Annotated in this window: 24 protein-coding genes and 1 pseudogene; 15 read left to right on the top strand and 10 right to left on the bottom strand. The window is 66.7% G+C overall.

Going from position 1 to position 25,417, the window contains the following annotated elements; all coding sequences use genetic code 11:
* The first annotated feature begins 158 nt into the window (after positions 1-158).
* The 3 genes and pseudogenes from NGM06_RS07575 to NGM06_RS07560 all read left to right on the top strand — a co-directional run bounded on the left by NGM06_RS07575 (position 159) and on the right by NGM06_RS07560 (position 3,240).
* Positions 159-1,739, top strand: coding sequence for a S8 family peptidase (locus NGM06_RS07575; protein WP_254269685.1), 1,581 nt, complete (start codon positions 159-161; stop codon positions 1,737-1,739).
* A gap of 131 nt (positions 1,740-1,870) precedes the next feature.
* Positions 1,871-2,639: pseudogene (locus NGM06_RS24305) on the top strand (DUF1028 domain-containing protein).
* A gap of 4 nt (positions 2,640-2,643) precedes the next feature.
* On the top strand, positions 2,644-3,240 hold the full coding sequence (locus tag NGM06_RS07560) for a hypothetical protein (RefSeq protein WP_254269683.1): 597 nt from the start codon (positions 2,644-2,646) through the stop codon (positions 3,238-3,240).
* 82 nt (positions 3,241-3,322) lie between these two features.
* On the opposite strand, the gene NGM06_RS07555 is transcribed toward NGM06_RS07560, so the two are convergent.
* A complete protein-coding gene (locus NGM06_RS07555; protein WP_254269682.1) occupies positions 3,323-3,802 on the bottom strand; it encodes an RNA-binding protein in 480 nt (159 codons plus the stop codon).
* 97 nt (positions 3,803-3,899) lie between these two features.
* Here NGM06_RS07555 and NGM06_RS07550 point away from each other — a divergent pair, with 97 nt between their 5' ends.
* The 3 genes from NGM06_RS07550 to NGM06_RS07540 all read left to right on the top strand — a co-directional run bounded on the left by NGM06_RS07550 (position 3,900) and on the right by NGM06_RS07540 (position 7,187).
* Complete coding sequence (locus tag NGM06_RS07550) at positions 3,900-4,196, top strand: DUF6432 family protein (RefSeq protein WP_254269681.1); 297 nt, start codon at positions 3,900-3,902, stop codon at positions 4,194-4,196.
* A 117-nt stretch (positions 4,197-4,313) separates the two neighbouring features.
* Entirely contained in the window at positions 4,314-5,438 is a 1,125-nt protein-coding gene (gene ygfZ, locus NGM06_RS07545; protein ID WP_254269680.1) for a CAF17-like 4Fe-4S cluster assembly/insertion protein YgfZ, read from the top strand.
* Between the two features lie 267 nt (positions 5,439-5,705).
* Positions 5,706-7,187 carry a hypothetical protein gene (locus NGM06_RS07540; protein WP_254269679.1) on the top strand — a complete coding sequence of 494 codons (1,482 nt, stop codon included), beginning with the start codon at positions 5,706-5,708 and terminating at the stop codon, positions 7,185-7,187.
* A gap of 377 nt (positions 7,188-7,564) precedes the next feature.
* On the opposite strand, the gene NGM06_RS07535 is transcribed toward NGM06_RS07540, so the two are convergent.
* Complete coding sequence (locus NGM06_RS07535) at positions 7,565-8,134, bottom strand: LURP-one-related/scramblase family protein (protein ID WP_254269678.1); 570 nt, start codon at positions 8,132-8,134, stop codon at positions 7,565-7,567.
* 158 nt (positions 8,135-8,292) lie between these two features.
* On the bottom strand, positions 8,293-9,306 hold the full coding sequence (locus tag NGM06_RS07530; protein ID WP_254269677.1) for an AI-2E family transporter: 1,014 nt from the start codon (positions 9,304-9,306) through the stop codon (positions 8,293-8,295).
* A gap of 214 nt (positions 9,307-9,520) precedes the next feature.
* Between NGM06_RS07530 and uvrA the strand changes: the two genes are divergently transcribed.
* The 3 genes from uvrA (at position 9,521) to NGM06_RS07515 (ending at position 14,392) form a co-directional block, all read left to right on the top strand.
* On the top strand, positions 9,521-12,472 hold the full coding sequence (uvrA, locus tag NGM06_RS07525; protein WP_254269676.1) for an excinuclease ABC subunit UvrA: 2,952 nt from the start codon (positions 9,521-9,523) through the stop codon (positions 12,470-12,472).
* Between the two features lie 209 nt (positions 12,473-12,681).
* Positions 12,682-13,236: a DUF7344 domain-containing protein gene (locus tag NGM06_RS07520; protein WP_254269675.1), complete on the top strand. Its 555-nt coding sequence runs from the start codon at positions 12,682-12,684 to the stop codon at positions 13,234-13,236.
* 64 nt (positions 13,237-13,300) lie between these two features.
* Entirely contained in the window at positions 13,301-14,392 is a 1,092-nt protein-coding gene (locus tag NGM06_RS07515; RefSeq protein WP_254269674.1) for a geranylgeranyl reductase family protein, read from the top strand.
* A gap of 61 nt (positions 14,393-14,453) precedes the next feature.
* Here the strand turns inward: NGM06_RS07515 and NGM06_RS07510 are convergent, their stop codons facing one another.
* Both NGM06_RS07510 and NGM06_RS07505 read right to left on the bottom strand, forming a co-directional pair.
* Positions 14,454-15,041 (bottom strand): DUF7282 domain-containing protein, encoded by a 588-nt coding sequence (locus tag NGM06_RS07510; RefSeq protein ID WP_254269673.1) that lies wholly within the window; start codon positions 15,039-15,041, stop codon positions 14,454-14,456.
* A gap of 158 nt (positions 15,042-15,199) precedes the next feature.
* Positions 15,200-15,382 carry a hypothetical protein gene (locus NGM06_RS07505; protein WP_254269672.1) on the bottom strand — a complete coding sequence of 61 codons (183 nt, stop codon included), beginning with the start codon at positions 15,380-15,382 and terminating at the stop codon, positions 15,200-15,202.
* Between the two features lie 28 nt (positions 15,383-15,410).
* On the opposite strand from NGM06_RS07505, the gene NGM06_RS07500 reads away from it, so the two are divergent.
* Positions 15,411-15,866 (top strand): DUF7979 domain-containing protein, encoded by a 456-nt coding sequence (locus NGM06_RS07500; protein WP_254269671.1) that lies wholly within the window; start codon positions 15,411-15,413, stop codon positions 15,864-15,866.
* Positions 15,867-15,974: 108 nt separating this feature from the next.
* Here NGM06_RS07500 and NGM06_RS07495 read toward each other — a convergent pair whose 3' ends face one another.
* Entirely contained in the window at positions 15,975-16,715 is a 741-nt protein-coding gene (locus NGM06_RS07495) for an SDR family NAD(P)-dependent oxidoreductase (RefSeq protein ID WP_254269670.1), read from the bottom strand.
* Between the two features lie 108 nt (positions 16,716-16,823).
* On the opposite strand from NGM06_RS07495, the gene NGM06_RS07490 reads away from it, so the two are divergent.
* Positions 16,824-17,273 (top strand): universal stress protein, encoded by a 450-nt coding sequence (locus tag NGM06_RS07490; RefSeq protein WP_254269669.1) that lies wholly within the window; start codon positions 16,824-16,826, stop codon positions 17,271-17,273.
* Positions 17,274-17,284: 11 nt separating this feature from the next.
* Here NGM06_RS07490 and NGM06_RS07485 read toward each other — a convergent pair whose 3' ends face one another.
* Entirely contained in the window at positions 17,285-17,689 is a 405-nt protein-coding gene (locus tag NGM06_RS07485) for a hypothetical protein (protein WP_254269668.1), read from the bottom strand.
* A 133-nt stretch (positions 17,690-17,822) separates the two neighbouring features.
* Here NGM06_RS07485 and NGM06_RS07480 point away from each other — a divergent pair, with 133 nt between their 5' ends.
* From NGM06_RS07480 to NGM06_RS07470, 3 genes are read left to right on the top strand one after another with little or no spacing between them, the layout of a single operon-like run.
* Positions 17,823-18,800, top strand: coding sequence for an ROK family protein (locus NGM06_RS07480; RefSeq protein WP_254269667.1), 978 nt, complete (start codon positions 17,823-17,825; stop codon positions 18,798-18,800).
* A gap of 48 nt (positions 18,801-18,848) precedes the next feature.
* Positions 18,849-20,303 carry an LVIVD repeat-containing protein gene (locus NGM06_RS07475; RefSeq protein WP_254269666.1) on the top strand — a complete coding sequence of 485 codons (1,455 nt, stop codon included), beginning with the start codon at positions 18,849-18,851 and terminating at the stop codon, positions 20,301-20,303.
* Between the two features lie 40 nt (positions 20,304-20,343).
* Complete coding sequence (locus tag NGM06_RS07470; protein ID WP_254269665.1) at positions 20,344-20,703, top strand: NifU family protein; 360 nt, start codon at positions 20,344-20,346, stop codon at positions 20,701-20,703.
* Between the two features lie 36 nt (positions 20,704-20,739).
* Here NGM06_RS07470 and NGM06_RS07465 read toward each other — a convergent pair whose 3' ends face one another.
* From NGM06_RS07465 to NGM06_RS07455, 3 genes are all read right to left on the bottom strand, one after another.
* Positions 20,740-20,937: a GNAT family N-acetyltransferase gene (locus tag NGM06_RS07465; RefSeq protein ID WP_254270004.1), complete on the bottom strand. Its 198-nt coding sequence runs from the start codon at positions 20,935-20,937 to the stop codon at positions 20,740-20,742.
* 61 nt (positions 20,938-20,998) lie between these two features.
* Positions 20,999-21,394, bottom strand: coding sequence for a DUF5611 family protein (locus NGM06_RS07460; RefSeq protein WP_254269664.1), 396 nt, complete (start codon positions 21,392-21,394; stop codon positions 20,999-21,001).
* Between the two features lie 90 nt (positions 21,395-21,484).
* Complete coding sequence (locus NGM06_RS07455) at positions 21,485-22,474, bottom strand: DUF7093 family protein (protein WP_254269663.1); 990 nt, start codon at positions 22,472-22,474, stop codon at positions 21,485-21,487.
* Positions 22,475-22,790: 316 nt separating this feature from the next.
* Between NGM06_RS07455 and NGM06_RS07450 the strand changes: the two genes are divergently transcribed.
* Positions 22,791-25,250, top strand: a complete 2,460-nt coding sequence (locus NGM06_RS07450; RefSeq protein WP_379793587.1) for a glycoside hydrolase family 3 N-terminal domain-containing protein — start codon at positions 22,791-22,793, stop codon at positions 25,248-25,250.
* Positions 25,251-25,417: the final 167 nt, after the last annotated feature.

Raw genomic sequence — 25,417 nt, 5'->3', positions numbered from 1 at the left:
TTCGCCGAATCGTTTCCGCAATTCTGTCGTCGGACTACCCTAGACGAACCGACCCCTATCGCCGTGATTCGCGACTTGAACCGAGAGATTGCATTCCTAATTTAATTAAATCTACTCTAGAAAATTATTAAGTGGCAGAAACCTCTTGTATCTTATGCATGCCAGAGAATGACAACGGAGTTTCGAGGCGCAACGTACTAAAGATGGCTGGCGGGTCGGTCGCGGCGACCGGAGTGGCCAGTCTCGCCGGTGCGACTGGGAGAGTCGAGGTCAACGTCGGGTTCCGCGGCGACGACGCTCGCAGGGCCGCACTCAGCGCCGCGGGCGGCGTGGTCCGGGAGTTCGGTTCGCTCGACGTCGTGACCATCCGCGCGTCGGCGAAGGCCGCGAAGGCGCTCGAAAGGCGCAAGGGCGTGCGCTACGTCGAGCGGAACGGAACCGTTCACGCCCACGCCCAGACCCTGCCGTGGGGTATCGACCGCGTGGACGCCGACGTGGTCCACTCCAACGGCGAGACCGGCAACGGTGCGGACATCGCCATCCTCGACACGGGCATCGACTCCGACCACCCCGACCTGCAGGCCAACCTCGGCACCGGCAAGGACTTCAGCGGCAAGGGGTCGTGGGAGGACGGCAACGGCCACGGTACCCACTGTGCCGGTATCGCCGACGGGGTCAACAACTCCGAGGGCGTCGTCGGCGTCTCGACCGAGGCCACCCTCCACGCGGGGAAGGTGCTGGACGACAGCGGGAGCGGGTCGTTCTCGAACGTCGCGGCGGGCATCGAGTGGGCCGCCAACCAGGGCTACGACGTCGCCAGTCTGAGCCTCGGCGGGAGTTCGGGGTCGTCCACCATCAAGGACGCCGTCGATTACGCGTACAACAACGGCGTCCTCGTAGTCTCGTCCGCGGGGAACTCCGGTCCGTGTTCGGACTGCGTGGGCTATCCCGCCGCCTACAGCAACGCCGTGGCGGTCTCTTCGACCGAGAGCGACGACTCGCTGTCGAGTTTCTCCTCGACCGGTCCGGAGGTCGAACTCGCCGCGCCCGGCGGGAGCATCTACTCGACCTACAACGACGGTGGGTACAACACCCTATCGGGCACCTCGATGGCTTGCCCCCACGTCTCGGGCGCGGGTGCCCAACTCATGGCTAACGGCGCGACCAACACCGAGACCCGAAGCACGCTCCAGCAGACGGCCGAGGACATCGGTCTCGCCAGCAACGAGCAGGGGTACGGCCTGCTCGACGTGGAGGCCGCAGTCAACGGTGACGGCGGCGGCGGTGGCGGCGACTGCCTCGACGCCACCAAGTGGCCCGCCGGAACCGGGTCGAGCGGTGCCGAGAACATCGACACCGTGGGATTCGGGGGGCAGTTCTCGAAGAGTTCGGCCGACAACGCCTACGAGGACTTCACCTGCGCGGGTCCCATCACGGTCAGTCCGGGTGGCTCGTTCGACATCTCGCTCGACTACTCGGACGGCGGGTACGACAGCCACTACGCCAACGTCTACGTGGACTGGGACCAGAACGAGGACTGGTCCACCGCGACCGAGACCCGGATAATGTCGAACGTGAGCGACGACACGTCCACCTACACGGCGACGGTGGACGTGCCGAGCGACGCCCCGACCGGCCAGACGCTCGTTCGAGTCCGTCTGAGTTGGAACGACTTCGCCGGTCCCTCGGCCACGGGCGAGTACGGCGAGGTCAACGACTTCACCGTCGAAGTCCAGTAGAGCGCGCGAGAGCGGTCCGAAGAACCCGCGCCACGTTTCCGCGGTCGGCGTCCGGTCCCGGCAGGTGCGACGGTGCGGCGCGACCTTCCGCAAGACCGAACTTTTTGCCGCGTCGCGTTCTCCGTCGGAGTATGACGTTCAGCATCTGCGTCCGCGAGGAGTACGAGGACGACGACGGCGACGACCAGACCAGATTCGGCGTGGCGGTCACGACCCGTCTGCCCGCGGTCGGGACGCTCTGTCCGTTCGCCAGCGAGAGCGGTGCGGTCGCGACCCAGAGCCTCGTCAACGTCGAACTCGGCCGGAAGGGCGTCGAGTACCTCGACGACGGTCTCGCCGTCGAAGACGCCCTGCAAGCCCTGCTCAACGCCGACGAGGGCGCGCCCCAGCGCCAACTCCACGGAGTCGATGCCGAGAGCACCTTCGCCTTCTCGGGCGAGGAGTGCAAGGACTGGTACGGTCACGTCGAGGGGGAGAACTACACCGTCGCCGGGAACCTGCTGACCGGCGAATCCGTCGTCGAAGCGGTCGCCGACGCCTACGAGGCGAGCGCCGCCTCGCGGCGCGAAAACGTCGAGCGCGGAGACGCGAGACGACCCCGACGCACCCCTCGCGGAGCGACTCGTGGACGCCCTCGAAGCGGGCCACGCCGAGGGCGGGGACAAGCGCGAGGAGCTCCACGTCCAGAGCGCGGCCCTGCTCGTGGAGACCACCGAGGACCGCGAGATGGAACCGTACTACGACGACCTCCGCGTGGACGCGACCGAGACCCCCATCGCGGACCTGCGCGAGACCTTCGAACTCGCCGAGGAGGGCTTCGAGATGGCGGTCGAGCGCTACGAGGAGGCCTACGAAGACGACGAGGTGGAGGCCGCTGACGACGGGGACGCGGCCGAGTAGACCCGTGTCACGGTCGGGGTCAGGGACGAGGACGGAGACGAACCCGCGCCACGCCGGAACTGCCGGTGTCGCGGGCGTCGCGGGCGGTCTGCTCTGGGCGGCGCTGGTGGTGCTGACGTTCGCGGCGGACCGGGGCGTCACCTCCCTGCTCTGGTACGGGACGCTGGACGCGCTCACACCGCTGGCGCTCGCGCTGATGGGCGCGGGTCTCGCGGGGTACCGCGCCCGAACCAGACCGGCGTGGGGCCTGCTCGCGACCGCGGGGTTCGCCGTCTTCGGCGCGGGACTCCTCGGCGCGCTCGCGGGGTCCACCGCCTACGTCGTCGGGGAGATTCTCGCGGGGTGGACCGTCTCGGTGTGGGCGTACTCGCTCGCGCTGGTCGGCGCGACGACGTTCGGTCTCGGACTGCTGCGGGCCGGAGTCGAACCGCGGGCGGGTGCGGGACTGCTCGCCGGTTCCCTCCCCATCGGAGCGGCGGTGTCGCTATCGCTCGCGGTCTCTGGCGTCGTTCCGGACGAGGCGGTCGTGCCGGTCGGACCGGGCGTGCTGCTGGGCGTCGGCGTCGCGGCGCTCGGGTGGTGGCTGTGGAGAAGCGAGTAGCTGTGCGGGCGAAACAAGCGTAATCACCGCGAACGAGGAGATTCGCCGCAGGCGGGTTTCCGGGCGCAGTAAACGGTCGTGCCTAGACGTTGAACTCGTAGAGTTCGTCGCCGACGTGGTGGACCGACGAGACGACCTTCCCCTCGTCGCCGACCATGTCGTCGCCCGCGGTCTTGGCCCGGCCGACGGCCAGCACCTTGCCGTGGGACTCCTCGGCGATGGCGACGAGGTCGCCCGCCGAGATGTCGTCGTCGGCCTCGACGATGCCGGGGCGCATCACGTCCGCGCCGTCGCTGACGAACGAGACCGCGCCCGCGTCCACGGTCACGACCCGGGTCTGGGGCGGGTACTGATTCGCGCCGCGGACCGTCAGGAACGGTTCGTCCTCGTAGTAGAGGACCGCGGGGTCGCCGTCCACGAGGACGAGGTCGAACTCCGAGTCCTCCAGTTCCACGAGTTCGTACGTGTCGGCGTCCAACTCGACGCCGAGTCGGTCGGCGAGTTGCTGCTCGATGTCGCCCACCTCGTCGCTCCGGAGGTGGTGGCGAGACTTGACTTCCATACCCACACGTGTGTGGTTTCGGGGCTTAATACTCTCGCCTTTCGCGCGGAGCGCGGTTTCAGATAAAGGTAAAAGCCCACCGGTCATACTGCCACCTATGAAGGCAAAGCGGGAGTACCGCGAGCGCGACGAGGTCGAAGTCGCGGTACTCGACGCTCTCGTCGACCGGAACGAAGAGGGCATGACCGTCTTCGAGATTCGCTCGCACGTCGAAAGCGACATCGACGAACTGGAGACGGCCCTCGCCAGCCTCAAGGAAGACGACCTCATCACCGCCGACGAGACCGACCACCGGACGCTCATCAGACCCGACGAACAGGTGATTCCGGACCCCGACGAGGAGGTCGAGGAGCCGTCGTTCGTGGACAGAATCATCGACCGACTGCCGCTTTGAGTCGTCGTTCTCGGCGTCGTCAGTGACTCGAATCCGGAGAGCGAGCGCAGCGAACGTCCCCTCGCCGTTCCGAATTCCGACCCTTTAATCCCGTCCCGACCCGAGTTCGACGTAGAGATGACTGTCATCGAGGGCCAACAGACCGACCTCGGGGCCGAGTGGACCGAGGTAGGCGACCGGCGAATCCCCGCCGACTACGGCCGACCCGCCCGCGCCCACGGCGCGGTCCGGCGGGTCGTCGGCGTCACCGAGATGCCGTACGGCGTGGTCGTCGTCCGGGGCGAAGACCGAGTCAAGTACGTGGACAACGTGGTGTCGAACGACGTGCCGACCGAGGACGGCGAAGGCGCGTACGCGCTGCTGCTCGACCCGCAGGGCGGCGTGGAGTTGGACATGTACGTCTACAACGCCGGGGAACAACTCCTGCTGTTCGTCCCGCCGGGCGAGGCAGAGTCGCTGGCCGACGAGTGGCGCGAGAAGGTGTTCATTCAGGACGTGGAGATAGAGGCCGCGACCGACGAGTTCGCCGTCTTCGGCGTCCACGGCCCGAAAGCGACGGAGAAGATAGCCAGCGTCCTCAACGGCGGCGGCACGCCGGAGGGTCACCTCTCGTTCGTCCGCGGGCGGATGGCCGAGGTCGGCGTCACGGTGATTCGCACCGACGCGCCGACCGGCGAGGAGGGGTTCGAGGTGGTCTGCACCACCGGGACGACCGTCAACGAGACCGGCGAGGAGCGCGAGAACGCCGAACTCGTCTTCGACACGCTGCTGACGCAGGGGTTGAACGCCGCGCCGTTCGGCAGGCGGACGTGGGAGTCGCTGACCCTCGAAGCCGGGACCCCGCTGTTCGAGACCGAGTTACGCGGCCGGATTCCCAACGTCGTCGGTCTCCGGAACGGAGTGGACTTCGAGAAGGGGTGTTTCGTGGGACAGGAGGTCGTCTCCCGGGTCGAGAACCGCGGCCAACCGAGCCAGCGACTCGTGGGCCTGCGCCCCGAGGCGGTGCCCGAGCGGGGTGCCGCGGTGTTCCGCGGCGACGAGGCGGTCGGCGAGGTCACGCGCGCAGTCGAGAGTCCTACCGTGGAGTCGCCCGTCGCGTTCGGCGTCGTGGACTACGACGTCGGTGGGGACTCGGACGCCGACCTCTCGGTCCGCGTCGGCGGCGAGGAGGTCCCCGCCGACCTCGCGGCGCTCCCGTTCGTGGAGGGGAGCGACCGGTCGGCCCGCCTCCCGGAGTACTAGGTTCGCACGCCGCAGTTTATCGCGGTTCTCGTCCGACCGGCGATTCGACTCTCCGGTGAGCGTCCACCGGACCGCAACTCGGAATCACCGACTGGCGCTATCTCGTTGTCGTCCGTAACTACCGTCGTCGATGATTCGCTCGTTATCGACCGAGCGGAGCGTCCTTCGACACTCGGTAGACCTGAGGGAGTCGGCAGAGTTAGAGGGTCGTCATTTTCTGCGTGCGACCGAAGACTACTTAAAATATGCTTGGGACATTGAACCCGCATGGCACGCGATACGCAGGCAGGCGAGCAGGAGGAAGAGAGTTCGCTCCTTGACCGACGCAGCTATCTCAAAGCGACCGGCACGGCCCTCGTCGGGGCGGTCGCCGGGGCTGGCGTCACCGCTTCGACCGCAGGGGCCACCCCCGTGAGCGGGAACTGGGAGATACGGAACCGCTATATCGAGACCGGGAGCAACGAACTCGGCATCGGGTGCGCCGTCACCGACCCGGACGGCGAGGGCGTCATCGAACACGTCTACATCCGGTCCACCGCGAGCAGCGACAAGCCCGCCATCTGGGTGGACCCGAAAAAGCACGTCGGACACTTGACCATCAAGAACGTCCACATCGAAGGCCACGCCGACAACGCGATTTACGCGGAACTGCACGAACCGTGGGGAGCGGGCGGGACGCTCACCATCGAGGACTGCTACCTCCACGACAACACGCGAGGGAACCTCCGCGTCAACGGCGGAACCGAGGTCCGCAACACGCACATCCACAACACGGGCGAGAACTTCCCGACCCGCGGGTACCTCTGTGCGGGCCACTTCTCGTACTACGAGGGCGGCGGCGAGATCAACGTGCGCCACTGCCAGATAGACATCGACGGGTCGAACGTCAAGAACGGGAGCAACCACCTCGCGCTCATGACGCGGGGTTCGACGAGCGCCTACGGCGACTACGGGTCCAACATCCCGACGGTCACCGTCTCGAACTCGCAGGTGGCGGGCGAAATCGACGCCCACGAGGGGAACATCACCCTCCAGAACTCGGGGCGCAACCCGACCATCGACCCGCCGAAGGGCGTCCCGATGACTCCCGACGAAGCGGAGAACGGCACGACCAGCGCCACGGGTCCGACGTGGAGCGAGGTCGGCGGCGGAAGCGGTAGTTCCGAGACCGAAACGTCCGAGAGCGACCAGCAGGGGACCGTCCTCGAACTCGTCGCGAGCGCAGACGCCCAGAACGCCGCGTACGAGTTCACGGTCGAGGGCGGGGTCACGAAGCACACTGTGGACGACCAAATCGGGGCGGAGGGCAACGACAGCATCACCGACAACGGCGACGGCACCGTGACGGTGACGGGTGCGTCCGGGAACGGGTACGGCGACGCCTACGTGGTCGAGGGGACGGTCACGGCGATGCAACTCGACGCGGCCAAGTGGACGCTCCGGTACGGCGGTGAGCAGACGAGCGTCGGCGACCTGACCGACTCCGGGTCGGGATCGAGCGACCTGCCGAACATGCTAGTCATCGACGGGACGGACAAGCCGAATACGGCCTCCGCGTACCAGTTCGCGGTGAGCGGAAACGCGGCGAAGAACGATTCGCTCGGGTCGATAAACCCCGCCGACGAGGTCGGCGACGGCACGATAACGGGTCGGGTCATCGGCGGGAAGGACGCTTACCGGTTCAGCGGCGAGATTACCGACTTCACGGTGGACGGGCCGGTCGCCGTCGAACTCGACAGCCAGTCCTAATCTGGTTTAGTTCCGAAAGAGAAACCGCGTCTTTCGACCCTCGCCTCGTTTCACTCGGCTCAGTTCCGAAAGAGAAACCGCGTCTTTCGACCCTCGCCTCGTTTCACTCGGCTCAGTTCCGAAAGAGAAACCGCGTCTTTCGACCCTCGCCTCGTTTCACTCGGCTCAGTTCCGAAAGAGAAACCGCGTCTTTCGACCCTCGCCTCGTTTCACTCGGCTCAGTTCCGAAAGAGAAACCGCGTCTTTCGACCCTCGCCTCGTTTCACTCGGCTCAGTTCCGAAAGAGAAACCGCGTCTTTCGACCCTCGCCTCGTTTCACTCGGCTCAGTTCCGAAAGAGAAACCGCGTCTTTCGGCCTTCGTCTCCCTTCGCTCGCCTCAGTTGCCTTCGATAGCGTCCACGACCATCGCGGCCGCGACGACCGTCTCCTTCGGAATCCCCGCCGAGTCGTCGATAGTCACCTCGTACTTGTCCTTGAGCGAGAACTGGCCGTCGATGGTGCCGACGTGACGACCGTCGGCGTCGGTAATCTCGTACTCGTGGGGAATCAGACTGAACACCGCGTGAAGGTGACGCAGGACCGAGACCACCTTGCTCTTGGAGGAGATTTCCGCGATAACGTCGCCGGTGTCGGGGTCGCGGACCGACCACTTGTCCGCGAACAGGGTGAAGTTCCGGTCGAGGACCGCGACCGACTCGCCGGTCGCGTCGTCCACGAGCGCGTAGTCGCCCGCGAAGTCGAAGACGCCGCTGGCCTTCACGGTGAACGCCGGGTTCCCGTCGGCGTCCACGAACGGGAACTCCTCTTTGAGTTTGAACATCTTCTGCTTGCCCCTGAGAACGACCTCCCCGTCGGCGTCGTAGGCTTCGTACTTGTTGCGAATCAGCGACTGGGCGACCGTGTACTCGTCGTCGGTCAGGTCGATGGCGGCGATGTCGGGGGCCATACCTCGGCGTTGTCGGTTCTAATTTAAATAAGTTGGTAGGCGGTCCGAAGGTCGGCGACTGCAACTTCGGACGGGACGTCGGACACAGAGCAGGACGGGCCGGAGACCCAGAACCGGAACGGCGTTCGAGCAGTGAGTCCACCGCTCTCGACCGACTATCAAGCGTACTCCCGCGCGGCGACCGCGACGATGGCTCGCGTGAACCCGAGCACGATGGGGCCGACGAAGATGCCCATGACACCGAACACCGTGAGTCCGCCGAAGATGCCGAGGACGAGAATCGCTGGGTTCAGGTTCGCGCTCCGGCCGCCGATGACCGGCCGGAGGTAGTTGTCCGTGAGGTTGACCAACCCGAACCCGTAGACGAGCAGGGCCGCCCCGCCGACGAATCGGCCGACGGAGATCAGGTACAGCGCGGCGGGGACCCAGATGAACATCGACCCCACCAGCGGGAGGATTCCCAGCACGACCGCGACGACCGTCCAGAACAGCACGTTCGAGAAGCCCAGAACCAACAGCGCAAGACCGGTGAGGACCGCCTGCACGACCGCGATGACCAGCGTCGTTACTAGCACCGCGTAGGTGAGGCGGTCGAGTTGGGCGAGGAGTTCGTCCTGTACGTCTGCCGGGAGCGGGGTCACCTCGCGGAACCACGCTACGGTCTCCTCCCCGCCGACGAGCAGGTAGTACAGCACGAACCCGAATATCGTGAGGCCGAGCATCACCTTCGACACGCCGCCGAGGAATCCGGTCGCCTCCTGAAGCACTCGGCCCGCCCCCGACTGCACGACTCCGGCGACCTCCTGTAGCGTCTGGTCCACGTAGTCGAACGGGTCGATGCCGACCGAGTCGATGAGCAACTGCCGCACCAGCGCAATCTCCCCCTGAACGTCCGTGGACTGGAAGGTCTCGATGGCGGCCAGCGCCTGCCGGACGACCACTTGGAGCAGGAGAACCAGCGGAAGGACGAACAGGAACGTGGAGGCGACCATCAGGACGACCGCCGACTTCCGCGGGCCGATTCGGGGAGCGAGTCGGCGCTGGAGGGGAAAGAGCGTGTAGGCCAGCAGCAGGGCGAGCGCGACGTAGGTGAAGAACGGCCGCACCACGAGAGTCGAGACGTAGAGTGCGACCGCGAGAAGGACGGCGAAGAATCCGCGCTCGGTGTCCATGAACCGTGGGTCGGGACGCGGCGAGAAAAGTTCCTCGGTGGTCGCGACGCGAAAAGACTGCTTAACCGGGCGTCCCGAACTCGCGGTCGAGCCACCCACGTCACTCGGGCACTCACCGCATTACAGTCCCGTTAAGTGCACTGAATCCCTGTATCCTCTTGATGAACGAGACGGCACAGCGAACGAAGCGGGACTCTATTTCGACACGAAAACGATGAGTAAGGACTATATCGACGTGAAGGGCGCGGAGGAACACAACCTCAAGGACCTCGACGTCTCCATCCCGCGCGAGTCGTTCAACGTGGTGACGGGGCTGTCGGGGTCGGGGAAGTCCTCGCTCGCGTTCGAGACCGTCTACGCCGAAGGCCAGCGCCGGTACATCGAGAGCCTGTCGGCGTACGCCCGCAACTTCCTCGGGCAGATGGACAAGCCGCAGGTCGAGAACGTCGAGGGCCTCTCGCCCGCCATCTCCATCGACCAGAAGAACGCCGCTAACAACCCCCGTTCGACGGTCGGGACCGTCACGGAACTCCACGACTACTTCCGCCTGCTGTACGCCCGCATCGGGACGCCCCACTGTCCCGAGTGCGGTCGAGAGGTCGGCGAGCAGAGCGCCCAGAACATGGTCCGGCGCGTCCTCGAACTCCCCGAGGGCACCAAGGCGAAGATAGCGGCCCCCGTGGTCCGCGACCAGAAGGGCGCGTTCGAGGACCTCTTCGACGACCTCGTGAGCGAGGGGTACTCCCGGGTCGAGGTGGACGGCGAGGAGTTCGACCTGACGATGGACAGGCCCGACCTCGACAAGAACTACGACCACGACGTGGACGTCGTCGTGGACCGGGTGACGGTCTCGCCGGAGGCCCGGAGCCGAATCACCGACAGCGTCGAGACGGCGCTGGAGGAGGCGGACGGCGCGCTGAAGGTCGTCCTCCCGGACCCGCCCGAAGAGGCCGGGGACGACATCGGCGGCGCGACGGCGCGCTCGACGGGCGACCTCGCGGGCGACGAGGACGACCGCCTCGTCGTGGAGTTCTCCGAGGACCTCGCCTGCACCCACTGCGGCATCGACTTCCGGGAGATAGAGACCCGGAGCTTCTCGTTCAACAGCCCCCACGGCGCGTGTCCGGAGTGCGAGGGCATCGGCGAGACCAAGGAGGTGGACGAGGACCTCGTCGTCGTGGACACCTCCAAGCCGCTCAAGAACGTCTTCGAGCCGTGGAGCTACAACCGGACGTACTACCGGCGACAACTCGACAACGTGGCCGACCACTTCGGCGTGAGCGTGAACACCCCGTTCGAGGACCTGCCCGAGGACGTGCAGGAGGCGTTCGTCTGGGGGACCGACGAGACGGTCCACTTCGAGTGGACGACCAAGAACGGCACCCGCGAGAAGGACGAGCGCTTCGAGGGCGTCATCCCCAACCTCGAACGCCGCTACGTCGAGACCGACTCGGACAGCACCCGCGACCACATCGAGGAGTACATGGCCGTGACGGAGTGTCCCGAGTGTAACGGCACTCGTCTCAACGACCAGAGTCGGTCGGTGTACGTGGACGGTACCTCCATCACCGAGGTCAACGAGATGTCCATCGGCGACGCCTTGGAACACTTCGAAGGGCTGGAGGCGAAACTCGACGAGCGCGAGACCAAAATCGCCGAGGAGATTCTGAAAGAGATTCGCGCCCGCCTCGGTTTCATGGAGGAGGTCGGACTGGAGTACCTGACGCTGGACCGCGAGGCCTCGACGCTCTCGGGCGGCGAGAGCCAGCGCATCCGACTCGCCACTCAGATAGGGTCGGGGCTGGTCGGGGTTCTCTACGTGCTGGACGAACCGTCCATCGGTCTCCACCAGCGCGACAACGACCGCCTGCTCAACACGCTGAAGGAACTCCGCGACCTCGGCAACACCCTGCTCGTCGTCGAACACGACGAGGAGACGATGCGGCAGGCCGACAACGTCATCGACATGGGTCCCGGCCCGGGCAAGCGCGGCGGCGAAGTCGTCGTACAGGGCACCACCGAGGAGATAGAGGCGTGCGAGGAGTCCGTCACCGGCGACTATCTCGCCGGGCGCAAGGAGATACCGGTACCCGACGAGCGCCGCGACAGCGACGAGTCGCTGACCGTCGTGGGCGCGCGCCAGCACAACCTCAAGGACCTCGACGTGGACATCCCGGTCGGCCAGTTCACCGCGGTCACCGGGGTCTCCGGTTCCGGTAAGTCCACCCTGATGCACGACATCCTCTACAAGGGACTGGCCCGCGAGATGAACGACAACACCAGCGTGGACCCCGGCGACCACGACGCCATCGAGGGCATCGACAACGTCGAGAAGGTGCGACTCATCGACCAGTCGCCCATCGGTCGGACCCCGCGGTCGAACCCCGCGACGTACACCGGCGTCTTCGACTACATCCGCGAACTGTTCGCCGAGACGAAACTCGCGAAACAGCGCGGCTACGAGAAGGGCCGGTTCTCCTTCAACGTGAAGGGCGGCCGGTGCGAGGAGTGCGGCGGGCAGGGCACCGTCAAAATCGAGATGAACTTCCTCTCGGACGTGTACGTCCCCTGCGAGGAGTGCGACGGGGCGCGGTACAACGACGAGACGCTGGACGTGACCTACAAGGGCGCGACCATCGCGGACGTGCTGGAGATGTCGGTCGAGGAGGCCTACGAGTTCTTCGAGCACGACCAGCGCATCGCTCGAAGGCTCGGCCTGCTTCGGGACGTAGGCCTCGACTATATGAACCTCGGCCAGCCCTCGACCACCCTGTCGGGCGGCGAGGCCCAGCGCGTCAAACTCGCCGAGGAACTCGGGAAGAAGGACACCGGCGACACCCTCTACCTGCTGGACGAACCCACCACGGGTCTCCACAAGGCCGACGAGCGGAAACTCATCGAGGTCCTCCAGCGACTCACCGACAAGGGCAACACCGTGGCCGTCATCGAACACGAACTCGACCTCGTGAAGAACGCCGACCACGTCGTGGACCTCGGACCCGAAGGCGGCGAGAACGGCGGCGAAATCGTCGCCTCGGGGACGCCCGAGGAAGTCGCGCGCAGCGACGACTCCCACACCGGCCGGTACCTACGCGACCTGCTTCCCGACGTGGACCTCGACGGTCCGCGGACCGACCGCCGGGCCGCGCCCGCCACCGACGACTGAAGATTCGTTCTTGTTTTCGGCCTAGAATCCGGATATCGTCACGTTAAATCCGGGAATCGCGCTGTTACTGCCAAAAAATGTAGCCTCCACTACATTTGTTTGGCGCTAAGTACTGGATAACAAAGTGTGGTCCGGGCGAAACTGGCGTACCGTGACGGGATGGGTGGCGGTGGCACCGGCGCAACAAGGGATTGAGCGACTTCGGTAGTATGAGTTCGGCTGATAATTCACCGGGACAAGAAACACTGTCCGAGGATCTAATCTTCGACGTGTTGAAGAACCGGCGACGGCGGTACACGCTACATTACCTCAAGCAGGAGGAGCGGCCGGTCGAGCTGAGCGAACTCGCGGAGCAGGTCGCGGCGTGGGAGAACGACACGACCATCGAGGGGCTGTCGGCCAACGAGCGCAAATCGGTCTACACCTCTCTGTATCAGACGCATCTCCCGAAACTGGCGGACGCAGGTATTGTGGACTACAACCAGAACCGCGGGGTCGTAGAGCTATCGGAGAACGCGGCCCAACTGGAGGGGTATCTCCGGCCGCAGGACGAGTTTCCGTGGATTCGGTACTACCTCGCCCTCTCGGTCGTGAGCGCGATTCTGGTCGTCGGGGACCTGCTCGGGGTCCCGCCGTTCGACGCGATTCCCGACGAAATCTGGGGGATTCTCATCGTCGCGGCGTTCGCGCTCTCGGCGGCGACCCACTACCTGCGGCGGCGGCAGTTGGCTCAGCAAGAGACTCCACCGAACGTGGAGCGGTAGGCCGACGGCGTGTCGAGAGCACAGAGCGGTGATTACTTGAGCGAACGAGTTGTACCCCCCACCGATGTACGACTTCGCAGTCGTCGGGGCTGGCCCGGCCGGGTCGCGGTTCTCCCGACGGGCGGCCGAACGGGGGTACGACGTGTTGACCGTCGAGCGCGGAGAGGTCGGGAAACCGCTGGCGTGTTCGGGCCACGTCAGCACCGACGTCTGGGAGTTCACGCCCGACGGTGCGCGCGAGGACCTCCTCCAGAACGAGGTGTACGGCGCGCGCTTCCACGTCGGCGGGCCGGGGAGCGACGACTACCCCTTCTACAAGCGCGAGGTCGTCTCGAACGTCATCGACCGCGTGGGTCTCGACCGGACGCTCGCCGAGGCCGCCCGCGACGCGGGCGCGGACCTCCGGGAGAACCACAGCGTCTCGTCGGTCGAGGAGAAACGCGACCGCGTGGAACTGACCGCCAGCACGCCCGACGGGACCGAGACGTTCGAGGCGAGGATGGTCGCCGGGTGCGACGGTCCGGTCTCGCGCGTACGGAGCGAACTCGGTCTGCCCGAACCCGGCGAGAAGCTACAGGGCGTCCTCGCGTTCTCGGAGGAGGACGACCCCGGCGACTACGTGGACGTTCACCTCACCGCCCCGCGGTTCTTCGCGTGGCGCATCCCGCGGGGCGACGCGGGCGTCGAGTACGGACTGGCGGCCCCGCCGGGGTCCGACCCCTCGGCCAACGACCTGTTCTCGGCGTTCACCGCGGAGTACGACGCGGAGACGAGTCACTTCTGCGCCGGGATGATTCCGGTCGGCCCGGCCGAGACGGTGACGAGTCGGCGCGGATTTCTCGTCGGCGACGCCGCGGCCCAGACCAAACCGTTCACCGGCGGCGGCATCCTCTACGGCATGACCGCCGCCGACCACGCCGCGAAGGTCATCGACCCCGAGCGGCCCTCGACGCTGGCCGACTACGAGGAGGCGTGGCGCGAGGAGTTGAGTACGGAGATACAACTGGGACACTACATCCGGAAGTGCTACTCGCTCCCCGAGGGCGTCCAGAAGGCCGGACTGTCGGCGTTCTCGGGCGAAATCGGCGTCCACATGGACAAGCCCACCTCGTTCTTCTCGACGGAACATCTGAAGAAATTGCTCTCCGGGTCGTAGCCGGGTCCGCGGACGGCCGCAGTTCCGCTACCCGACCGGTCGCGCCGTCGCCGAACCGCGTCTACTGGGTCGTGGTGGTTTCGCCGCCCATCGTCGTTTCGCTCTGTACGACGACGTACGCGAGTCCCACCACAGGTGCCCCGGCGTTGGTGTACGGCCCGTCGTCTTGGCCCTCCGAGGAGACGAAGTCGTACGCATCGTTGTCGTTCGTGTTCTGGTGGGGCATCGCGATCAGCGGCTGCGTCTCCTGCAGCGCCGACTGGTCGAACTGCGCCCCCGGCACGCCCTCGAACAGCGTGATCTCGACGTTCTGGTGTTCGCCAGCGTCTAACAGCTCCGAGACGCCGATGACGCTCCCGAGGACTTCGCCCTGAAGGAGCGTCGCGTCGTGGATAGCGACGAATCCGCCCTCCGGGAGGGCCGCCGAGGCCACCATCACCGTCGAACCGTCCGACTCCTGATTCTGGAACGTCACCGCGGCTCCTTCCGTCTGGGTGCCGTCCGCGGCGGCGACGGTGCCGCCCCCGAGCGCGGACAGCGCGAGCGCGCTCCCGCCGAGTTTGGCGGTCGTGTCCATGAATTCGCGGCGAGACGTCCCCTCGCCCAGCAGTTTCGATGCGATGTTCGAACTGTCGTCGTTTTCGTGCATTGGTCTTTCTCCGTCGGGTCGGTCCCGACGAACTACCGTAGCGGACGGACACGAAAAGTTATTAGTCGGTTGGAGAATCGTTCACAGCTTCGAACGCCGATTTTTCGACGTGAAACGCCCGTTACGCCGGGGTAGGGCGCGACTACGTGGCACCGCCACTACACGGTCTCCGGCAATCTGCCGCGGTCAACCTCGACGTTCTCGCCGCTGAGGTAGTCGCTACCTTCCTCCGGTGTGTCCGAGAGACCGCCGCCCGCTACCGACGCGTCCGGCGGAACGCGGTACTCCTCGCAGTCCGCCGAGCGGTGGCGCGGGCGAGGACCGACTCCGACACAAAGCACTTACTCGCCAGTCGGGAAGCCGACCGGTATGGACGCTCGAATCGGTCCCCTCGCGCTCGCGGTCCTCCTCGTCCTCGCCGGTTGCGTCGGCGGGACACCCGGCGGGACCGCCACGACTTCGAGTACCACCGCGCCCGGCGGGACCGCCACGACTGCGGGTACCGCGACGACCACCGACGACCCGACGACCAGTCCGGACACGCCCTCGACGCGGACCGACGACGCCCCGCCGAAGGGGAGCCAGTTCGTCTCGGTCGTGGCGTTCGAGAACCAGAGCCGTCACGCCCAGTGGCCCGACAATCAGACAGTCGCCTTCGAGAACCTCTCGGCGGACAGGCAGCGCGTCTTCGAGGAGGCCCTCCCGGGCGGGTCAGTGGCGTTCGGTCCGGACGAGACGGCCCCGTTCTCGTTCTACGACGAGACGCGGCCGCGGGCGGTCCGGTACGACGGCACGTGGTACTACGTGCGCGTGGCCATCGTCTGAACCGCCTCGACTCCGCTCGGTCGCTCGCCGAGTGCCTCCGTCCGGGGACCGAGTCCCCGGACTCGGCCCGACGAACGCTCGCCCACTGTACTTTCCTTCGACGTCCGTTCACACGCTCTCGGGCAACCACCCGCCGTCTACCTCGATATTCTCGCCGCTGATGTAGTCGCTCCCCTCCTCCAAGAAGAACAGCACCGCTTGGGTCACGTCCTCGAAGTCGGCCGGACGCCCGCGCGGGAGGTCCTCCGGGAACTCGTCGGAGTTCTCGACCACGTAGGGCGAGACGGCGTTGGCCGTGATACCGTCGTGCTGGGTGTCGTTGGCGAGCATCCGGGTGAACATCAGCACGCCCTGCTTGGCGATGAAGTACGGCGCGTTCTTCGGGTCCACGAGTCCCTTCTCGGAACTGGCGTAGCCGATGTTCACGATGCGGCCCCACGACTGGTCACGCATCCCCGGCAGTGCGCGCTTACAGCAGAGGTAGGTGCCGTTGACGTTGGCCTGAAGGACGGTGTTCCACTCCCCGAAGGAGATGTCCTCCCAGTGGTCGGGCGCGAACGGGCCGACGTTGTTCACCAGCACGTCCACCGCGCCGAGTTCATCCTCGACCGCGGCGAACATCTCGTCCACCTCGTCGGGGTCGGCCACGTCGCCCTGCACCGTCGTCGCCGCGGGTGCGCCGCGTTCGCGGGCGGCGTCCGCGACCGCTCGGGCGGCGTCGGCGCTGGAGCGGTAGTGGACCGCCACCGACGCGCCGCAGTCGGCCAGCGCGAGCAGGAGTTCCCGGCCGACGCCCTTCGAACTCCCCGTCACGAGCGCGATTCGGTCGCTCAGGTCGGGTCGAATCACGCCCGGAGGTTCGTGGGCGGCGTATTTCTACGTTGAGGCTTCGAGTCGGGACCGCGAAAATCGTCACGGCCACGTACCCTTTAATATCGAGACGGTAAAAGAGTCGGTATGGCACTAGAAACCATACTGCTCGCGGTCGGACCGGGCGACGCCGAACGAACCGAGGAGTTGGCCCAGACGGTCGTCGACGTCGCGGGACCGGCGGGGTCGAACGTCGTCCTCGCGCACGTCTTCACCGACGAGGAGTTCGACGGCGTGGTGAGCCAACTCGACTACGACCCGATGGGCGACATCGACCCCGACGAGGTGGCCTCGCGCCACGCCACGGTCAGGCAACTCACCGACGACTTCGACGACGCGAACGTCAGTTACAACGTCCGCGGACGGGTCGGCGAACACGGCGAGACCATCGTGGAGTTGGCGAACGAAGTCGGCGCGGACCTCGTCGTCGTCGGCGGACGAAAGCGCTCGCCCACGGGGAAAGCCGTCTTCGGCAGTACGGCCCAAGAGGTGATGCTCAACGCGCCCTGCCCCGTCACGTTCGTTCGGGGCGACTGAGTTCCTCGCGGTCACTCCCGCGACCGGTCCTTCCACTCGCGCTCCTGTCGGCGCTCGGCGACGTGGCGGCGACCGTCCGCGACCGACTCGCGGGCGTCGGTGCCGAATCGTCGGGCCTCGGCCAGCGGCCCGTCCTGAAACGCCTCCAGCACGCCGTAGGACCACGTGTCGCCGACCACGCCGCGAGGGAGCAGGTCGTCGCGCAGCGAGTCGGCGAGTCCGTCGTACCCGGCCTCGCGGAGGCGGTCCTCCGCCTCGGCGAGGTGGTCCATCGCGTGACCCGTCGCGTGGTGGAACTGGACGAGTTGGCCGTGGGCGCGGTGGAGCCACTCGACCCCGAGTTCGACCTCGTGGAGCGCCTCGACTTCCGCGTCCGAGAGGTCGGCGTCGGTCGAGTCGTCGCTGTCAGAACCCATGTCTCACGTTACCACCTACCGAGAGTTAACGCTACCGCGGCCGGTCGCGCACCGCCCTTCGCGACTCAGTGGCATACTCGCCCCCGAGTAAATGCTTGTAGTTAAGTGCGGTCGGACCGTCCTACCGGGGTGAATGGCGTACTACGCGGGCGTTGACCTCGGTGCGACGAACGTCAGGGCGGCAGTCGCCGACGACGAGGGGGACGTGGTAAGCGTCCACCGCGCGAACACGCCCAACGGTCCGACCGGCATCGCAGTCACGGAGGCCGTGCTGGAGTGTCTCCGCGAGGCGAGCGCCGCCGCCGACATCGACCCGTCCCGGATACGCGCGGCGGGCATCGGCTCCATCGGACCGCTGGACCTCGCGGAGGGCGTGGTCGAGAACCCGGCGAACCTCCCGGACACCATCGACCGTATCCCGCTGACGGGACCGGTCGGACAACTCATCGACAGCGACAGGGTGTACCTCCACAACGACACCATCGCGGGCGTCATCGGCGAGCGATACTACAGCGACCGCAACCCCGACGACATGGTCTACCTGACCATCTCGTCGGGCATCGGCGCTGGCGTCTGCGTGGACGGGAAGGTCCTCTCGGGGTGGGACGGCAACGCGGGCGAGGTCGGCCACATGGTCGTGGACCCCCGCGGCCGACGCACCTGCGGTTGCGGCCGGGAGGGCCACTGGGAGGCGTACTGCTCGGGCGAGAACATCCCCGAGTACGCCGGATTGCTCGCCGAGGACGCCGGGAACCTCGACACCGACCTCCCACTCGACGACCCCGACTTCTCCGCGGCGGACGTGTTCGAGGCGGCGGGCGACGACGAGTTCGCCGACCACGTCGTGGACCAACTCGCCCACTGGAACGCGCTGGGCATCACCAACGTCGCGCAGGCGTACGCGCCGCTGGTCGTCTACGTCGGCGGCGCGGTGGCGTTGAAGAACGAGGAACTCGTGGTGGACCCGATACGGGAGCGCCTCGACGAACTCGTGTTCAACAACGTTCCCGACGTGCAGTTGACCAACCTCGGCGACGACGTGGTGCTGAAGGGGGCCATCGCCAGCGCCCTGACCGGCGGCACGGGCGACCGAACCAGTTCGGCGGTCTGACTCGCCGCTCGCCGACCTTTTATCCACCTCCGCCACGTGGATACGTCCATGCATCGCCGCGAGTTTCTGCGGGGAGTGTCGGGGGCAGTCGCGCTGGCCACGGCGGGGGTCGCGTCGGCGGCCGAGACGACGACGGCGCATCCCGGACCGTACCGGCCGCTGGGGAGCGTTCCGATTACCAACGCGAAGGAGGCCGTCCCCGACCCGGAAGGGAAGTTCGCCTACGTCGCCGCCATGAACGGGTTCGCCGTCGTAGACGTGCAGATTCCGCGCGACCCGCAGGTGGTCGCCGAGCGGACCGACCTGATGGCCGACCGCGAGACCGGACCGCTTCGAGTCGTTCAGGACGTGAAGGTCGACGGCGACCGACTGGTGGCGGCCGGACCGGCGAATCCAGTACAGGGCGACGTGTTACAGGGGTTCGTCCTCTACGACGTGAGCGACCCCGCGAACCCCCAGCAGGTCGCGTTCCACGAGACCGAGTTCCCGATTCACAACTGTTTCGTCCGCGACAGTATCGTCTACCTCACCGGGAACGGCAGCGAGACCAACGCGCTCGTGATGGTGGACGTGAGCGACGGGACGCCCGAGGAGGTCGGGCGCTGGTCGATAGCCGACCGGAACGGCGCGTGGTCCGAAGTGCCCTCTACTCTCTGGACGCTTCACGACGTGTGGGTGCAGGACGGTCGGGCGTATCTCGCCCACTGGGACGCCGGGACGTACATCGTAGACGTGAGCGACCCCGCGAACCCGGCGTTCGTCTCGCGGGTCGGCGGGAGACCGCCCGAGGAACTCCGGAACCTCCCGGCCGAGCAGTCCCGACAGGTTCTGCGACTGCCGGGCAACGCCCACTACGCGATGACCAACGACGACGGAACTCTGCTCGGCATCAACAGGGAGGCGTGGCAGGTCGACGGCGAGGGCGGACCCGGCGGACTCGAACTCTGGGACGTTTCGGACGCCGCGAACCCGACGCGACGCTCCACCATCGACGCGCCGCGGTCCCCCGGTTCGTTCTCCGGAACGTGGACCACCTCACACAACTTCGACGTCGTGGGCGACCGACTGTTCACCTCGTGGTATCAGGGCGGAGTCAAGATTCACGACATCTCGGACCCCGCGAACCCACAGCGGTTGGCGTGGTGGCGGGAACCCGAGCAGACCTCCTTCTGGACCGCCAAACGCGCGCGGTCGGGGTTCTTCGTCGCCAGCAGCATGGGTCGGCGCTCGAACGGGAAGGGCGGTCTCTACACCTTCCCGATAGAGGACGCTACCGACAAACCGCAGAAGGACCCGCCGTCGCTAACGACGACCGCCGAGGAATCGACGACCTGGAACGAGACGCCGACCGAAACGACGACCGAACAGGCCGCCTTCTCCGGCGAGACCACCACGAGCGAGTCCCAGTCGGACTCGACCGCCGGGGGCGTCCCCGGATTCGGGGTTCCTGCCGCAGTCGCCGCGCTCCTCGGGGCGGGCGCGTGGCGCGAGGCACGGAACTGAACCCAAAGTCCTACCACCCCGTCGCCCCTACTCCAGCACAATGACCGACGACGACTCTCTCAAGGCGCGCGTCGAGCGATGGCTCACCGGCCAGATGCCCATCATCAGCATGCACGGCGGCGAGAGCGCCGTCCAGAAGGCCGACCCCGACAGCGGCGAAATCGTCGTCGAACTCGGCGGTGCCTGCTCGGGATGCGCTATCAGTCCGCGGACGGCCCAGAACATCAAGATGGACCTCGCGAAGGACTTCGAGGAGATAGAAGACGTGACCGTCCGCGTCGCCGACGACGGCACCGGTAACTGGGACATCGACCAACCCGAGAGCGTCATGGGCATCGACCGAAACGAGGGCGGCCGGGGCGGCCGCGGCGAGGGGTCGCCCGACAGCGACCACTTCTGAGAAGTCGCCGCTCGCTTCTACGTCATCGGGTCGTCGCTACAACATCCCCTTCGAGTCGAGAGCCACGTCCTCGAACCCGAATCGCTCGTAGAACCGGTCCACGTCGGCGGCGAGGCTGACGTAGGCCGACCCGGGCGCATTCTCGCGGAGGTAGTCGAGCAGGGCCGTCACGACCCGGGTTCCGAGACCCCGGCCCTGACGGTCCGGAGCGACATAGGTCGTCGAGAGACCGATAGCGGCCGCTCGAAAGTAACGGTATCGAAGAGAGGAGAGAGCTACGGCCGGAGTACCGGGATTACGAAACTCCGTCGGGAGTCTCGGCGTCGTCCTCGACCTGCCGCTTCATGGACTCGCGGCGGGCCTTGGCGTCGCGGCCGGTGGCTTCGAGCAGGAAACTGTTCTTCCTGTCCACGGCGTCGGCCGCCGCGTCGGCGTTCCCCTTGGCGATGACCTCCTCGGCGTCGCGCTCCTCGAAGTGGACCGCGAGTTTGTCCTTCTTGCCGCTGTACTCGGCCGCACCGGCCAGAATCTTCTCGAAGACGGGGTTGTCCGGGTCCCCGACCACGTAGAGTTCGTGTCCGTTGTGTTCCTCGGTGCCGGTAATCTCACCGAAGTACTCCTCGACTTTCGCCTCCATGTCCGGGATACGGTCCTCCAGGTGTTCGCCGCGTCGCATCTTGTACTCTTTCATGGTAATCTCCCTTTGGACAGGATGGTGTAAACCCTTTTCGCGTCGTTCTCCTTCTTGAATCCGACGTTTCGTTCGCTTTAATCCGTCTTTCTATTCCTGCGCGAGGTACCCCCGAGCGCACTCGGGACAGATGTCGCCCGCGCGGAGCGACGACCCGGCGACGCTCGCGCGGTAGTCGCACTCGGGGCAGACGAACTCGGCGTCCACGTCGGGGTCGTCGGCCGGACCCGAGAGCGAGGGCGCTTCCGCGCCCGCGGAGATGCCCGACGAGAGTTCGGTGTTGCTCTCGGCACCGTCCTGTGCCCGGAGGGTGTCGCCGTCGGCGTTGACGAACTCGACTTCCTCCGTCTCGTCGTCGGCCACGCCGGACGCGGACTCCGGGGTGAGTCCGCCGCCGAACTCCACGTCGGCGTTCGAACCGTCGTCGGGTTCGGCGTCGTACCCTTCGTCCTCCCGGCCGACGGCGGGCCAGTCGCCGGACCCGCCCTGTTCGGTCTCCGCCGGGTGGGTGGTCTCGGCGTCGGGCCACTCGCCGGGCGTGCGGTCGCCCTCGGACGGTTCCCCGTCGTCGTCCAGAATGACGCCGTCGTCGTCGGCCGCGGACTGCGACGGGTCGAGGTCGTCCCCGGTGTCAGTGCTGCCGTCCGTATCGTCGGCGGACGTGGACGCGGAGGACGCGACCGAACCGGACGACTCGTCCGAGGCGGACGAACCCCCGATGATTTCGGCGTCGTCTCCGTCCGCGGGTGCATCGACTCCGACGTCGGGACTCGCGGTCGAGTCGGGACCGGCACTCGCGCCGGGAGCGACGCTCACGTCGGACTGCCCGTTCGTGTCCGAACCCCCTTCGGCCCCTGCGCTCGCCGCCGACTCCGCTTCCGCCGCGGATTCGAGGTCCGGGGCGGGCGAGTCGAGCGCGGTGACTTCCTTGTTCTCGGTGACGACCTTCCGGTCGCCGCACCGCTCGCACTCCTCGAACTCCCGGACGGTGACCACGACTTCGCTTCCCTGCTCCTCGCGTTCCCGTTCGATTTCTGCCTCCCCGTAACTGTGGCCGAGGAGCGAACACCTGAGACTCATCGTGCTTTTCCTTACGTTCATGTGTGGTAAAGCCTGTGTTTCGCCGTACGACGTGCGTCTGACGCCGCTCAGCGATGCGCCGGTCACACCAGCGCGGTCGGGGGCCGAGGCGGAGTCGGAGCGGTGAGACGCCCCGGTTGCACCCCATCGAACCATTACTATCAATTACTATTACAAAAATCTTAACTCAAATGTGAAATATGTTAGTTACAGTCTCATGCAGAGTGATTCATCAGACGGAGTTGAAGAACAGAACCCGCCCGAGAGTTCGGCGGCCGACGGCGAACCCGCGTCGAAGTCGTCCCGTCGAACGTTTATGAAGGCCACGGGGGCCGCCGCGGGAGGCGCGGCGATGGGGACGAGCGCGGAGCGCGTCGCCGCACGAACCGGCGTGAACGTCGAGAAACGCCTCCGCGAACTCACGCTCGAACAGAAGGTCGCCCAGATGACGCAGGTGGCCATCGGTTCGTTCGAACCCGAACCCGACGGGTCGAACGTGCCCGACAACTTCGGAGTGGACACGGTCGGCGAACTCTTCACAGAACTCGGCGTCGGGAGCGTCCTCTCGGGCGGCGCGGCACCGCCGTCCCACGACGGGGAGACCGTGGTGAAAGGCATCAACGCGCTTCAGGAGTACAATCTGGAGAACGCGTCCCACGACATCCCGTTCCTCTGGGGCGTGGACGCCACGCACGGTAACGGACTGCTCGAAGGCGCGACCGCGCTCCCCCAGCGCATGAACATGGGGGCGGCGCGGGACGCGGACCTCGTCCGTGAGGCCGAGAGACACACCGCCGAGTCCACGGCCGCGATGGGTGCCCACTGGACGTTCGCGCCCACGACGGACCTCCAGCGCGACCCGCGCTGGGGCCGGTTCTACGAGGGCATCAGCGAGGACCCGACGATAGAGGGCGAGGTGTCCCGGGCGCGCGTGGAGGCGCTAGAGAGCGCCGACCGCCTCACGTCCACGGTCAAGCACTTCGCCGGGTACTCCGTTCCCAACAACGGCAACGACCGCGCCCCCGCGGACACCTCGTTGCGCGACCTCCGGACGAATCTCCTCCCGCCCTACAAGGAGGCGCTCGACGCCGACCCGGGGACGGTGATGGTCAACAGCGGCGCTGTCAACGGAAAACCGGCTCACGCGTCGAGTTGGCTACTCATGCGGGTGCTGCGCGAGGCGTACGGCTTCGAGGGCGTCATCATCTCCGACTGGGACGACATCTACCGGATGCTGAGCAACCACGACTACGCGCCCGACTTCCGGCAGGCGACCAAGGAGGCCATCAACGCCGGTATCGACATGTACATGATAGGCGACGGCGGCACGGCCCCGGGTCCGGTCGAGTACATCGACACGGTCGTCAGTCTCGTTCGGGACGGCGAGATAAAGCGCAAGCGCATCGACGACGCCGTCCGGCGGATTCTCGCGCTCAAGGCGGACCTCGGCCTGTTCGACCGACCGACGGTAGACGAGTCCCGGCTCTCGGACGCGCTGGGCGGGGCACAAGAGACCTCCGAGAAACTCGCCAAGGAGTCGCTCGTCCTCCTCACGAACGAGAACGACGCCCTCCCGCTGTCCGGGAGCGAGAACGTCCTGCTCACCGGTCCCGGGGTGGACGAGAACGGCAACAACACTCGCCCGCTGATGCAACACGGCGGGTGGACGCTCGGCTGGCAGGGACCGAGCGCGGGCGGACCGTTCCCGCGCCAGAGCCTCGTGGCCGACGAACTCCGCGACCGATTCGCGAACGTCACGCACGTCCCCACCTCGTTCGACAACCAGCGGTGGTGGTCGGGCGAACAGACCGACGCGAACGGCAACTTCGAGTTCACCGACGAGCAGGAGCGCAAGGTGCGGTCGGCCGCGCCGAACTCGGACGCGGTCGTGGTGGTCCTCGGCGAGGGACCGCACAACGAAGGGTTCGGCGACCGAGACGACCTAGAACTCGACGCAGCGCAGCGAGAACTTCTGAGTGTGGTGAACGAGGAGACCGGCGACGACACGCCCGTCGTCGGCGTCATGCTCGCCGGGAGTCCCCGGGGGTCGCCCGAGACCCACGACATGCTCGACGCGCTGCTGTTCGCCGGGCAACCCGGCAGCGACGGCGGCGTCGCCATCGCCGACGCGCTCGTCGGCGAGTACAACCCGTCGGGCAAACTCGCGTTCAGTTGGCCGCAGAACGTCGGCACGGTGCCGGTGCAGTACGACCGCGCGCCGCCGACGAGCACGGGAGGGGCCGACAACACGGCGCTGTACGAGTTCGGTCACGGACTCTCGTACACCGACTTCGAGTACGGAAACGTGTCGGTCTCGCCGGGGAGCGTCTCGGACCCGTCCAAGCAGTCGAGCGTGACCGCTCGCGTGGACGTGACCAACACCGGGGACGCGGCCGGTGACCACGTGGTCGAGGTGTACAACACTCAGTCGTACGGGTCGGTCCTCCAGCCCAGACGCCGACTGATGGGCTACGAGCGCGTCTCGCTGGACCCCGGCCAGACCGAGCGCGTCGAGGTCGAACTCGACCTCTCGACGCTCGAAGTCGTGCCCGACGACGTGCTGGCGCTCCGTCCCAAGGTGGTCGAAGCGGGCGACTACGAGTTGACGGTCGGACAGGACGGCCCGACCGCGACGCTGTCGGTCCAGCGGACCGGGGGCGTCACGGATTCGAACATCACCCACGGACGGTCGGGCAGGGGCCGAGGCCGCGGAAACGGGAAGAACAGCCTCGGCGACGTGTTCTCGCGCTTCAGAACGGGGCCGGACTCGGAGTGACGCGGTAGGTGGAGTTCACGGTCGGACGCTTCGGTCGAAGTGAGGCGGGACGTCCGACCGACCCGTTCCCTCGCAATCGCAGTGCCGTCGAGGGACCTATCGCATCGGAAGCGAGCGTGGGGGTCAGCGTACCAAACACTCGAACCGCCCCGTCGGTGCCCCAATAC

The organism is Halorussus aquaticus (assembly GCF_024218795.1).
Classification (GTDB): domain Archaea; phylum Halobacteriota; class Halobacteria; order Halobacteriales; family Haladaptataceae; genus Halorussus; species Halorussus aquaticus.
Note: the sequence above shows the minus strand (reverse complement) of the source record. Positions and strands in the feature narration are given on the sequence as shown.

Bases quoted from the DNA above. Each gene is read 5' to 3' on its own strand.
- NGM06_RS07450 (WP_379793587.1), top strand. From the start codon at position 22,791: ATGAAGGCCACGGGGGCCGCCGCGGGAGGCGCGGCGATGGGGACGAGC.
- NGM06_RS07500 (WP_254269671.1), top strand. From the start codon at position 15,411: ATGGACGCTCGAATCGGTCCCCTCGCGCTCGCGGTCCTCCTCGTCCTC.
- NGM06_RS07555 (WP_254269682.1), bottom strand. From the start codon at position 3,802: ATGGAAGTCAAGTCTCGCCACCACCTCCGGAGCGACGAGGTGGGCGAC.
- ygfZ (WP_254269680.1), top strand. From the start codon at position 4,314: ATGACTGTCATCGAGGGCCAACAGACCGACCTCGGGGCCGAGTGGACC.
- NGM06_RS07460 (WP_254269664.1), bottom strand. From the start codon at position 21,394: ATGAAAGAGTACAAGATGCGACGCGGCGAACACCTGGAGGACCGTATC.
- NGM06_RS07475 (WP_254269666.1), top strand. From the start codon at position 18,849: ATGCATCGCCGCGAGTTTCTGCGGGGAGTGTCGGGGGCAGTCGCGCTG.
- NGM06_RS07485 (WP_254269668.1), bottom strand. From the start codon at position 17,689: ATGGGTTCTGACAGCGACGACTCGACCGACGCCGACCTCTCGGACGCG.
- NGM06_RS07540 (WP_254269679.1), top strand. From the start codon at position 5,706: ATGGCACGCGATACGCAGGCAGGCGAGCAGGAGGAAGAGAGTTCGCTC.
- NGM06_RS07520 (WP_254269675.1), top strand. From the start codon at position 12,682: ATGAGTTCGGCTGATAATTCACCGGGACAAGAAACACTGTCCGAGGAT.
- NGM06_RS07455 (WP_254269663.1), bottom strand. From the start codon at position 22,474: ATGAGTCTCAGGTGTTCGCTCCTCGGCCACAGTTACGGGGAGGCAGAA.
- NGM06_RS07480 (WP_254269667.1), top strand. From the start codon at position 17,823: ATGGCGTACTACGCGGGCGTTGACCTCGGTGCGACGAACGTCAGGGCG.
- NGM06_RS07530 (WP_254269677.1), bottom strand. From the start codon at position 9,306: ATGGACACCGAGCGCGGATTCTTCGCCGTCCTTCTCGCGGTCGCACTC.
- NGM06_RS07510 (WP_254269673.1), bottom strand. From the start codon at position 15,041: ATGCACGAAAACGACGACAGTTCGAACATCGCATCGAAACTGCTGGGC.
- NGM06_RS07515 (WP_254269674.1), top strand. From the start codon at position 13,301: ATGTACGACTTCGCAGTCGTCGGGGCTGGCCCGGCCGGGTCGCGGTTC.
- NGM06_RS07575 (WP_254269685.1), top strand. From the start codon at position 159: ATGCCAGAGAATGACAACGGAGTTTCGAGGCGCAACGTACTAAAGATG.
- NGM06_RS07490 (WP_254269669.1), top strand. From the start codon at position 16,824: ATGGCACTAGAAACCATACTGCTCGCGGTCGGACCGGGCGACGCCGAA.
- uvrA (WP_254269676.1), top strand. From the start codon at position 9,521: ATGAGTAAGGACTATATCGACGTGAAGGGCGCGGAGGAACACAACCTC.
- NGM06_RS07550 (WP_254269681.1), top strand. From the start codon at position 3,900: ATGAAGGCAAAGCGGGAGTACCGCGAGCGCGACGAGGTCGAAGTCGCG.
- NGM06_RS07535 (WP_254269678.1), bottom strand. From the start codon at position 8,134: ATGGCCCCCGACATCGCCGCCATCGACCTGACCGACGACGAGTACACG.
- NGM06_RS07470 (WP_254269665.1), top strand. From the start codon at position 20,344: ATGACCGACGACGACTCTCTCAAGGCGCGCGTCGAGCGATGGCTCACC.